Annotated in this window: 11 protein-coding genes and 1 tRNA gene; 5 read left to right on the plus strand and 7 right to left on the minus strand. The window is 72.4% G+C overall.

The features are described 5' to 3' along the window. Window positions 1-204: 204 nt before the first annotated feature. Window positions 205-1,194, minus strand: coding sequence for an aldo/keto reductase (locus tag ETU37_RS08750; RefSeq protein ID WP_129986836.1), 990 nt, complete (start codon window positions 1,192-1,194; stop codon window positions 205-207). Continuing rightward, window positions 1,191-1,643 (minus strand): hypothetical protein, encoded by a 453-nt coding sequence (locus ETU37_RS08755; RefSeq protein WP_129986837.1) that lies wholly within the window; start codon window positions 1,641-1,643, stop codon window positions 1,191-1,193. The genes ETU37_RS08750 and ETU37_RS08755 overlap by 4 nt, the downstream gene beginning before the upstream one ends. Before the next feature lie 109 nt (window positions 1,644-1,752). Between ETU37_RS08755 and ETU37_RS23150 the strand changes: the two genes are divergently transcribed. Continuing rightward, a complete protein-coding gene (locus ETU37_RS23150) occupies window positions 1,753-2,337 on the plus strand; it encodes a carboxymuconolactone decarboxylase family protein (RefSeq protein WP_165372460.1) in 585 nt (194 codons plus the stop codon). Here the strand turns inward: ETU37_RS23150 and ETU37_RS08765 are convergent. Both ETU37_RS08765 and ETU37_RS08770 read right to left on the minus strand, forming a co-directional pair. After that, window positions 2,334-2,672, minus strand: a complete 339-nt coding sequence (locus ETU37_RS08765; protein WP_129986838.1) for an STAS domain-containing protein — start codon at window positions 2,670-2,672, stop codon at window positions 2,334-2,336. The two genes, ETU37_RS23150 and ETU37_RS08765, sit on opposite strands and share 4 nt — an antisense overlap. 233 nt (window positions 2,673-2,905) lie before the next feature. Next, window positions 2,906-3,247, minus strand: coding sequence for a VOC family protein (locus tag ETU37_RS08770; protein WP_129986839.1), 342 nt, complete (start codon window positions 3,245-3,247; stop codon window positions 2,906-2,908). A 133-nt stretch (window positions 3,248-3,380) separates the two neighbouring features. Here ETU37_RS08770 and ETU37_RS08775 point away from each other — a divergent pair, with 133 nt between their 5' ends. Further along, window positions 3,381-4,085 carry a hypothetical protein gene (locus ETU37_RS08775; protein WP_129986840.1) on the plus strand — a complete coding sequence of 235 codons (705 nt, stop codon included), beginning with the start codon at window positions 3,381-3,383 and terminating at the stop codon, window positions 4,083-4,085. A gap of 34 nt (window positions 4,086-4,119) precedes the next feature. On the opposite strand, the gene ETU37_RS08780 is transcribed toward ETU37_RS08775, so the two are convergent. Further along, complete coding sequence (locus tag ETU37_RS08780) at window positions 4,120-4,587, minus strand: cupin domain-containing protein (protein WP_165372461.1); 468 nt, start codon at window positions 4,585-4,587, stop codon at window positions 4,120-4,122. A 213-nt stretch (window positions 4,588-4,800) separates the two neighbouring features. Then, a tRNA-Lys gene (locus tag ETU37_RS08785) sits at window positions 4,801-4,873 on the minus strand. Window positions 4,874-5,072: 199 nt separating this feature from the next. Between ETU37_RS08785 and sigK the strand changes: the two genes are divergently transcribed. Both sigK and ETU37_RS08795 read left to right on the plus strand, forming a co-directional pair. Next, the gene (gene sigK, locus ETU37_RS08790; RefSeq protein WP_129986842.1) at window positions 5,073-5,654 is read left to right on the plus strand and encodes an ECF RNA polymerase sigma factor SigK; all 582 of its coding nucleotides are present in this window, start codon (window positions 5,073-5,075) and stop codon (window positions 5,652-5,654) included. Continuing rightward, window positions 5,651-6,364 carry an anti-sigma factor gene (locus tag ETU37_RS08795; protein ID WP_129986977.1) on the plus strand — a complete coding sequence of 238 codons (714 nt, stop codon included), beginning with the start codon at window positions 5,651-5,653 and terminating at the stop codon, window positions 6,362-6,364. The genes sigK and ETU37_RS08795 overlap by 4 nt, the downstream gene beginning before the upstream one ends. Before the next feature lie 23 nt (window positions 6,365-6,387). Here the strand turns inward: ETU37_RS08795 and ETU37_RS08800 are convergent, their stop codons facing one another. After that, entirely contained in the window at window positions 6,388-7,971 is a 1,584-nt protein-coding gene (locus ETU37_RS08800) for a phytoene desaturase family protein (protein WP_240755628.1), read from the minus strand. Between the two features lie 139 nt (window positions 7,972-8,110). Here ETU37_RS08800 and ETU37_RS08805 point away from each other — a divergent pair, with 139 nt between their 5' ends. Continuing rightward, entirely contained in the window at window positions 8,111-9,091 is a 981-nt protein-coding gene (locus tag ETU37_RS08805) for a pirin family protein (RefSeq protein WP_129986843.1), read from the plus strand. Window positions 9,092-9,168 lie beyond the last annotated feature (77 nt).

The raw sequence follows: 9,168 nt of genomic DNA on the forward strand, positions 1-9,168 counted from the left end.
GGTCGCCGGGGCGGCCACCCTCGTGTCGAACGACGTTCGGCCTTCCCCTCCAAGGTCGGACGACGCAAGCGGGACACCAGCCGCGAAGCAGGGAGCGGCGAGTGCGCAGCGCCATCTTGGTGGACCGGGGGTGGACCCGTTCACGTTTCAAGGAAACTCGTCGCCCGGTCTGGAGCAGCGGCCAGCCTCGCTCCGCTCAGGGGCTCAGCGCAGGGAGAACGACGCGTGCCGCATGCCCCGTCCGCGGGCGGCGTTGAGCCCGGCCAGCACGTCGGCGTCGTCACCCCGAGGGCGCCACGCGGCGGCCCGCACGTTGCTCGCCACCTGCTCGGCCGACGTCGCGCCGGCGATCACGGAGCCGACGGTGGGCTGGGCCGCGAGCCCGCCGAGCGCGACGTCGAGCAGCGTCACGCCCCGCTCGTCGGCGTACCCCTGGAGCGCGTCGACGCGGTCGAAGTCGGCGTTCTCCAGCCGGTGCGCCTGCGCGGCCAGAGCCAGTCGGGTGCCCTCGGGGGCGTGCTCGCCGCGGCGGTACTTGCCGGTGAGCAGGCCGTACGCGAGCGGGAAGTAGGGAAGCAGGCCCATGCCGAAGCGCTCGAGTGCCGGCACGAGCTCCTCCTCGGCGGCGCGGTTGTACAGGGAGTACTCGTTCTGCGCGCTGACGAACGGCCGCAGCCCGCGGGTGCGGGCGATCCAGGCGGCGTCCGCGACCTCCCAGCCGGCGAAGTTCGAACAGCCGAGGTAGCGCACCTTGCCCTCGTCGACGAGCTCGTTCATCACCTCGAGCGTCTCCTCGAGCGGGGTGACCAGGTCGAGCTGGTGGATCTGATAGAGGTCGATGTGGTCGGTGCCGAGACGCCGCAGGCTGGCCTCGACCGCCCGCCGCGCGTAGCGACGCGACGCACGGGCGCCCCAGTCGGGCCCGTTGCGGCCGTCCATGTCCATGCCGAACTTCGTCGCGACGACCACGTCGTCGCGACGCTTCCCGAGGGCGCGGCCGAGCAGCTCCTCGCTCTCGCCGAGGCCGTAGGTGTCGGCGGTGTCGAAGAACGTGACTCCGTGCTCGATCGCGGCGTCGACGACCTGCTGCGTGCGGTCCGCGTCGATCCGCGCGCCGAAGGCGTTGCAGCCCAGGCCGAGCGCCGACACGGTCAGGCCGCTGCGGCCGAGCTGGCGGTACTCCATGTCCGTCATCGGACCTCCAGCTGCAGCAGCACCGTGCCCGACTCGTGCTCCTCGACGTCGACGACGCCGGGCTGGTCGATGACGAGCGGGCGCTCGGACTGGCCGGCGGGGAACGAGATCTCCTGCTCGGGCGTCGAGTGGACGTGCAGCTCGCCGGGACGGTCCGAGTCGATCCGCAGCGTGAGCTTCTCGCCGACCCCCAGGTCGACGCGCTCGCCGTTGGGGGAGACGGTGTCGCCCTTGAACGTCAGGTCCGCGAAAAGACCTTGGGGGAGCGGCTTGTCGTTCCCCTCGCCCTCACCCTCGTCCGTGGACCCGGTCGCCTCGTCCGTCGCCGTGCTCGTCGCGGAGGGCGACGGGTCCTGGTCGGCCTGGGGGGCGGAGTCGTCGGCGCTGCAGCCGCCGAGGAGCAGGGCGGCGGCGATCGTGGTGGCCACGGCGGTGCGGGTCCTGCGCATCACAGTCCTTGTCTCGAGTCCGGTGCGACCCCACCATCTTCCCGGCCCGGCCCAACCCGCCCGATGCCGGGTCTTGCCGCGAGACGCCCCGGTCCGGACACTTCCGTCCATGACGTTCCTGTCCGCACCCCAGGTCGACGACGAGGTCCAGGCGATGTACGACGGCGACGTCGCACAGATGGGCTTCGTCATGAACCTCTCCGGCGTCTGGGCGCACCTGCCCGACGCCCACCACCGCGTCATGGACCAGCTCGACGCAGCAGCCGCCGAGGCCGGCCTGTCCTTCGTCGAGCGCGGGATCCTCGTGCTCGCCACCGCGAGCACGATCGGTGACTCCTACTGCTCGCTCGCGTGGGGCCGCAAGGTCACAGACAAGGCCGGGGCCGACGTGGCGCGGGCCGTGCTCGCCGGGGACGACGGTCCGCTCGACGACCGGCAGAGGGCGCTGGCGACCTGGGCTCGGAAGGTCGCCGGGGCGTCGGGGCGCACGGCTGCGGGCGACGTCGAGGCGCTCCGCGCGGCCGGGTTCGACGACGCACAGGTCGTCGCGGTCACGGTGTTCGTCGCGCAGCGGATGGCGTTCTCCACCGTCAACGCGGCGCTCGGTGCCGCCCCCGACCAGGAGCTCGGGGAGACCGTCGACCCGGCCGTGCGTGCCACGGTCACGTGGGGACGACCGGTCGCCTCCGGCTAGGCCACGGCCAGCTCGGCCTCGAAGCCCATCAGGCCGGCCATCCGCCGTACCACGCCGCGGGCGCCGTCGACCCCGACGGAGCGGCCCGACAACCGGGCGGTGCGGACGAACGTCAGCAGCTGGTGCAGGGACGCGGCGTCCACGAAGTCGAGGTCACCCACGCCGAGCCAGATCGTGCCCTCGGTGTGTGGCTGGACGGTCGCCAGGGCGATGCGCAGTTCGTCGTCGGTGGCGAGGTCGAGCTCACCGCTGACGTCGAGCCAGTAGTCGCCGTCGCGCGAGGAACCGACCAGCCGGAAGATCGAGGGGTGTCGGGCGGGGACGTGAGCGTCCATGAGGCACGTTTTTCGTGGAGCGCGATCCCCCGCGGCTCCGGTTCATCGTTCACCAGGAACGACACGTCTCGAGTGGCGTGCACGAGTTGCTCCCGGTCCCTCGACCGTACCCGTCGCCGGTGACGTTGGCGAGGAATAGGTTGATTCGTGCGCCGAACGGCTGCCGGGATGGTCGCTCAGCGGACGCGCCCCCGCCGAAACCGGGGCCCACCGGACTTTTCACTCCGGGCGCCCTACTCCACGCAGAACTCGTTGCCCTCCGGGTCCTGCATGACCACGAGGCCGCCGCCGTCGCGCACGACGGTCGCGCCCAGACCGCTCAGCCGGGCCACCTCGTCGTCGATCCGGCCGCCCGGCGCGCGCAGGTCGAAGTGCATCCGGTTCTTCGCCGACTTGGCCTCCGGCACCCGCTGGAACCACAGGGTCGGGCCGCCCCAGCCGGCCGGCTCGACGAACGCCTTCTCCGGCGTCGAGTCCTCGTCGACGTCGGACCCGAGGGCGGCCGCCCAGAACGTCGCGACACGCACCGCGTCGGCGCAGTCGAAGGTGACCGACTTGACGAAGCTGCTCTCCATGACCGGGACGCTAGACCGGCTCGGCCCCGCCCGCCACGGCGTTTGTCACGACGTACGGCGAGGGTAAGACTGGGTCGAAGCGGTCTGACGACCGCCCGGCGTCAGGTCCGTACTCCCCCACGAGGTGAGCGCCATGACGTACGGAGACCCACTGGCGATGACCGTCGCCGCCACCCACCACTCCATCGAGGAGCGGCTCGGCGAGGCCCTGTCGCCGCACCACGACCCCGGCCGTCCGCGCGACGCGCAGGCCGCGACCGACACCTTCCTCGCCGCGACCAGTCGGCACCTGGCCGCGGTCGAGGAGGTCCTGGTCGACGAGGTGCGGCACACGGTTCCCGACCACGAGCCGCTGGTGAGCGACTACCTCGAGGCGGCCCGCGACCTGGAGCAGGCGCTCGCGCTGCTGAAGGCCCGGCTGTACGGCGAGGCGCACGCGGCCAGCCTCGGCTGGGCCGACCTCTGGACCCGCGTCCGAGGCCGGCTCGACCGGCACAACCGCCTGGAGAACGAGCTCGTCGCCCGGCTCGCGCAGCACGGCGAGCCCCGGGACCTCGACGGGCTGGCCCGCGCGGTGTTCGAGGCCGAGACCCGCGCTCCCACCCGACCGCACCCGCTCCTCCCGCACCGGGGACTCCTCGGCCACCTGGCCCGGCGCGTGTTCGCGGTGGCGGACCGGTTCTGGGACGCCGCCGAGGGGCGGGTGATCCCGGACCCCGTCAAGCCGCGGCCGCACAAGCACGACAGCCTGATGGCGCAGTACCTCGTGGCCGACCCGAAGTTCGACGACCACGCCGAGGTGTTCGAGCACAAGCACCGGCACCCCGAGTCCGGCTGACCGCCGGCCCGGGGCACGAGCGGTGCCCGGACCGTCAGCCCGGCGGCACCTGGATCTGCATGCCGTAGCGCTCGCCGATCTCGACGAGCCGGGCCAGGTCGGGCGGGGTGTCGGGCGGCGGAGGCAGCTCGCGGCGCGGGGCACGCTCCCCGGCCTCGGCGAAGAAGTGCTCGATCCCTCCCGGCTGGTAGGTGATCAGCAGCTTCACGGTGGAGGTCGGCTCGAACGTCTCCAGCGTGCCGGCCGGGAAGTGGAAGAACGCGCCGGGCCCGGCGTCGTGCGACTCCCCGTTGACGTGGACCCGGGCCGTCCCCTCCACGACGTACACCGACTCCGAGCCGGGGTGCGTGTGCGGCGGCGGTCCCGATGCGACGGGGACCGTCATCTGCATGACCGTGGCCGTGCCCTCGGTGTCCTCCGACGAGGCGAGCACCTCGTACAGCCCTCCGAGCATCCAGTACGCGTCCCCCTTCGCCTCGGTCCTGACGACCGTCTTGCCCATGGCTGGATCTCCTCTCCGACGGGGTTGGGATCCCCTCACTCTTCGCCCGTCGCGGGAGCCGGTCCATGGCACCAACAGGGTGGCCCGGGAGGGTGGTGGGTGGGGAGCGGCGGCCGCGCGTGCCCTGCAGCGCCGGCGACGCGTCATCGCCCTTGGCAGGACCATGGAAATGAAGAAGGTCGGCAGCCGTGTGGGCCGCCGACCTGGGGGTTGTGCGCCATCAGGGACTCGAACCCCGAACCCGCTGATTAAGAGTCAGCTGCTCTGCCAATTGAGCTAATGGCGCGCGAAGCGTGTGGAACTGTAGCAGCGCCCCGCGGCCGGGATGAAATCGAGGACGGGGCTTCCCGACGTGACGTGAGGCACGCCCGGAGAGCCCCTCCGAAACCCCCCTCCTCGAGACCCATCCACACCGCATGCTCGTGCGAACTAAGGTCGATCCACGGCTGCGCTCGCGGCCGTCCCACCACGCAGGAGGCAAGCGGATGAGCGGTGAGCCCGGGTTGCGTCTCGTCCCGTCGTACGACGGTCCCGACGTCGACGCGCTGGTCGGCCGGGTCGCCCGCGGGGACGCCCAGGCCTTCGAGAGCCTGTACGACGAGCTGTCCGCCTCCGTCTACGGCCTGGCCCGCCGCGTCGTCCGCGACCCGGCCCGGGCCGAGGACGTCACGCAGGACGTGTTCCTCGAGGTCTGGCGCAAGGCCGCCCGTTTCGACGCGGCGCTCGGCCGGGCCAAGACCTGGGTGATGACGATCGCGCACCGCCGCGCTGTCGACGCCGTGCGCCGCAACGAGGCGGCCCGGCGCAGCGACGGCCGGGCGACTCCGGAGGAGGTCAGCCACGACGAGCCGGTCGAGCGGGTGATCCGGGCCGAGGAGCAGGGCGCGGTGCGCGAGTGCCTGGAGACGCTGACCGAACTCCAGCTCGAGTCCGTCCGCCTCGCGTACTTCAACGGTTACACCTACAGCGAGGTCGCCTCGCTGCTCGACAAACCGCTGCCGACGATCAAGACCCGGATGAGGGACGGCCTGATCCGTCTCCGCGACTGCCTGGAGGGGACCCGATGAGCACCGAGCTGCACACCCTGTCGGGTGCCTTCGCGCTCGACGCCCTCAGCCACGAGGAGGCCCGGGAGTTCCGCACCCACCTCGAGGGCTGCGCCGTCTGCCGCCAGGAGGTCCGCGAGCTGCGCGACGCCGCCGCCCGGATGGGGCAGGTCGAGGCGCTCGCCCCGCCGCCGGAGCTCAAGGTGCGGGTGCTCGCCACCGCCGACCGCACCCCACAGAAGCCGCCGAAGGTCACCCCACTCTCCGGTACGACGCCCGCCCGACGGCGCTGGGCACCCCGACTGGCAGCGGCGGCCGCCGCGCTCGTCGTGCTCGCCGGAGGTGCGATCGGCGTCGGCTCGCTGCTCGGCGGCGACGACGAGTCCGGGCTGCAGGCCGCCGTCGTGCAGGTCTTCCAGGCCGGCGACGCCCACGTCGCCGAGGTCGAGACCAGCCATGGCCCGCTGCGCGTGGCGACGTCGGCCGGCAAGGCGGAGATGGCCGTCGACACCAGCGACCTGCGCAGCCTCGACAGCGCGCACGTCTACCAGCTGTGGTCCATCGAGAACGGCAGCCCGGTCTCCGTCGGCATCCTCGACGACCCGAGCACGGGCGCGGCGATGGCCATGCCCGCGGCCGGCACCGAGGTCGCGATCACCGTCGAGCCGGCCGGCGGCTCGGAGCAGCCGACGACCGACCCGATCGCCCAGCTCGACCCGGCGTCCGTCTGACGGCCGGCGGGCAGGCGCGTCGGTCAGCGCGCCCGGATCGTCTCCAGCACTGCCTGCGCCGCGTTGTGGCCGCCGATGCCGCTGACCGCGCCGCCGCGGCGCGCGCCGGAACCGCACAGCAGGACGTTCTCGACGTCGGTCGACACGCCCCAACGCTGCGCCGGGGTGTCCAGCCGCGCCCGGTTCGGCGCCCACGGCCAGGACAGGTCGCCGTGGAAGATGTGGCCGCCGGGCATCGCCAGCGCCTCGTCGACGTCCTGCGGGGCCTTGGCCTCCAGGCAGGGCTCGCCGTGCTTGTCGACGGCCAGCAGCGACTCGATCGGCTCGACCAGGTGCTCGTTGATCGCGTCGAGCGCGCGGCCCACGGCGGTGTCGCGGGCGCCGTCCCGGTCGCTCTCGAAGAGCCGGGCCGGCGTGTGCACGCCGAAGTAGGTGAGCGTGTGCATGCCCTTGGCCGCCAGCGGTCCGAGGATCGAGGGGTCGGTGAGCGAGTGGCAGTAGAACTCGCCGGGCATGGTCGACGGGATCTGCCCCGCCGACGCTTCCTTGTACGCCGTCTGGAGCTGGCTGTAGTCCTCGGCCACGTGCAGCGTGCCGGCGAAGCCGTTGCGGGCGCTCTCGCCCGACTTGAAGCGCGGCAGCTCCTCGAGCAGCAGGTTCACCTTGAGCTGTGCGCCCTCGGGCCGGTCCGCCGGCTCCTCGCCCAGCAGCACCTGCAGCACCCACGGCGCCACGTTGGACAGCACGTAGCTGCAGTCGGCGGAGTGCCAGGTGGCGCCGTCGTGCCAGGTGACCGTCGCGTTGGTGCCGTCGGCCTCGATGCCGCTCACGCCCGCACCGGTCACGATCGTCGCGCCGGCGTTGCGGGCGGCGACGGCGAGCGAGTCGGTCACGCCGCCCATGCCGCCCACCGGCACCCGCCACTCGCCGGTGCCGTTGCCGATCAGGTGGTAGAGGAAGCAGCGGTTCTGCACCAGGCCCGGGTCGTGCAGGTCGGCGAAGGTGCCGATCAGCGCGTCGGTGGCGACCACGCCGCGCACGGTGTCGTCGCGGAAGCGCTCCTCGATCACGGCCCCGATCGGCGCCTCGACGAGGTAGTCCCAGGTCTTCGCGTCGACCAGGTCGCGCATCTCGCGCCCGGTGCGCAGCGGCTCCAGCAGGGTCGGCGCCACGGCCCCCGCGAAGTCGGCGATCTCGCCGTAGAACTGCCGCCAGGCGTCGTACTCCGCGTCGCCGCCGGTCAGCTGGCGGAACGACTCGGCGGTCGCGGACGCCTCGCGCCGCTCGACCAGGAGGCCGGTGTGGTGGCCGTCCCGCACCACCGGCGTGTACGACGCCGTGGGGCGTGACTTGAGCTCCAGGTCGAGCTGGAGGTCGTCGATGATCTGCTGGGGGAGGAGGCTGACGAGGTAGGAGTACCGGGACAGCCGGGCCGGCACGCCGGAGAACGCCTTGGCGGACACGGCGGCGCCGCCGGTGTGGTCGAGCCGCTCGAGCACCAGGGTGGAGACGCCCGCACCGGCGAGGTAGGCCGCGGCCACGAGGCCGTTGTGCCCACCGCCGACGATGATCACGTCGTACTTGTCCGACACGCTCCCTGAAGTCACGGCAGCACGCTACCTGTCGGCGTCCCCCGTCCACGGAGGTTCCCCGCGCTTGTCGTGCCGCGGTTCGGGAACAGAACCCTCTTCCAGACGGTTCAAGATTCAACTACTCTGGATCCGTCGCTCCGGAAGGGAGAACCCCGTGCCTGCCCTCACCGTCCCCGACCTCACCGTCCTGCCCCGCATCCCCGCGCCCGGGCTGGGCGACGTCGTGCGCCCCGTCCGCACCGTCACCACCGCGCCCTCGGGATACGAGGGCGAGGGCTTCCCGGTCCGCCGCGCGTTCGCCGGCGTGGACCTGCGCGACCTCGACCCGTTCATCCACATGGACCAGATGGGCGAGGTGGAGTACGCCCCCGGCGAGCCGAAGGGCACGCCCTGGCACCCGCACCGCGGCTTCGAGACCGTCACCTACATCATCGACGGCGTCTTCGACCACCACGACAGCCACGGCGGCGGCGGCTCGATCACCGACGGCGACACGCAGTGGATGACCGCCGGCTCCGGTCTGCTGCACATCGAGACCCCGCCCGAGTGGCTGGTGCAGAAGGGTGGCCTCTTCCACGGCGTCCAGCTCTGGGTCAACCTGCCCCGCGCCGAGAAGCTCGTGACCCCGCGCTACCAGGACCTCCGCGCCGGCCGGCTCGGCACCCTCACCACCGACGACGCGGGCGTGCTCGTCCGGGTGATCGCCGGTGACGTCGCGGGCCACCCCGGCCCCGGCAGCACCCACACGCCGATCACGCTGGCGCACGCGACGCTCGCGCCCGGGGCGCGTCTCGAGCTGCCCTGGAACGTCGACTTCAACGCCCTCGTCTACGTGCTCAACGGCAACGGCACGGTCGGGGTCGAGCAGCGTCCGGTCAGCACCGGCCAGCTCGCCGTCCTCGGCGCCGGCGACTTCGTGACCGTGCAGGCGTCGACGCGGCAGGACAGCCGGACGCCGGAGCTCGACGTGCTCGTCCTCGGTGGCCGCCCGATCCGCGAGCCCGTCGCCTGGGCCGGACCGTTCGTGATGAACACGAAGGCCGAGGTCATGCAGGCCTACGAGGACTTCCAGAAGGGCCGCATGGGTCAGATCCCGGCCGTCCACGGCGCACCGACGGAGCTGCAGGAAGGCTGACCGCCGGAAAAATTTCGGTCCAGACCCTTGCCAAGTCCACATGTTCCCGACATAGCGTGACGAGGCTCGCGTCGCAT

Origin of the sequence: Nocardioides iriomotensis (assembly GCF_004168035.1) — a bacterium.
Lineage (GTDB): Bacteria > Actinomycetota > Actinomycetes > Propionibacteriales > Nocardioidaceae > Nocardioides_B > Nocardioides_B iriomotensis.

Bases quoted from the DNA above. Each gene is read 5' to 3' on its own strand.
- ETU37_RS08750 (WP_129986836.1), bottom strand. From the start codon at position 1,194: ATGACGGACATGGAGTACCGCCAGCTCGGCCGCAGCGGCCTGACCGTG.
- ETU37_RS08755 (WP_129986837.1), bottom strand. From the start codon at position 1,643: ATGCGCAGGACCCGCACCGCCGTGGCCACCACGATCGCCGCCGCCCTG.
- ETU37_RS23150 (WP_165372460.1), top strand. From the start codon at position 1,753: ATGACGTTCCTGTCCGCACCCCAGGTCGACGACGAGGTCCAGGCGATG.
- ETU37_RS08765 (WP_129986838.1), bottom strand. From the start codon at position 2,672: ATGGACGCTCACGTCCCCGCCCGACACCCCTCGATCTTCCGGCTGGTC.
- ETU37_RS08770 (WP_129986839.1), bottom strand. From the start codon at position 3,247: ATGGAGAGCAGCTTCGTCAAGTCGGTCACCTTCGACTGCGCCGACGCG.
- ETU37_RS08775 (WP_129986840.1), top strand. From the start codon at position 3,381: ATGACGTACGGAGACCCACTGGCGATGACCGTCGCCGCCACCCACCAC.
- ETU37_RS08780 (WP_165372461.1), bottom strand. From the start codon at position 4,587: ATGGGCAAGACGGTCGTCAGGACCGAGGCGAAGGGGGACGCGTACTGG.
- sigK (WP_129986842.1), top strand. From the start codon at position 5,073: ATGAGCGGTGAGCCCGGGTTGCGTCTCGTCCCGTCGTACGACGGTCCC.
- ETU37_RS08795 (WP_129986977.1), top strand. From the start codon at position 5,651: ATGAGCACCGAGCTGCACACCCTGTCGGGTGCCTTCGCGCTCGACGCC.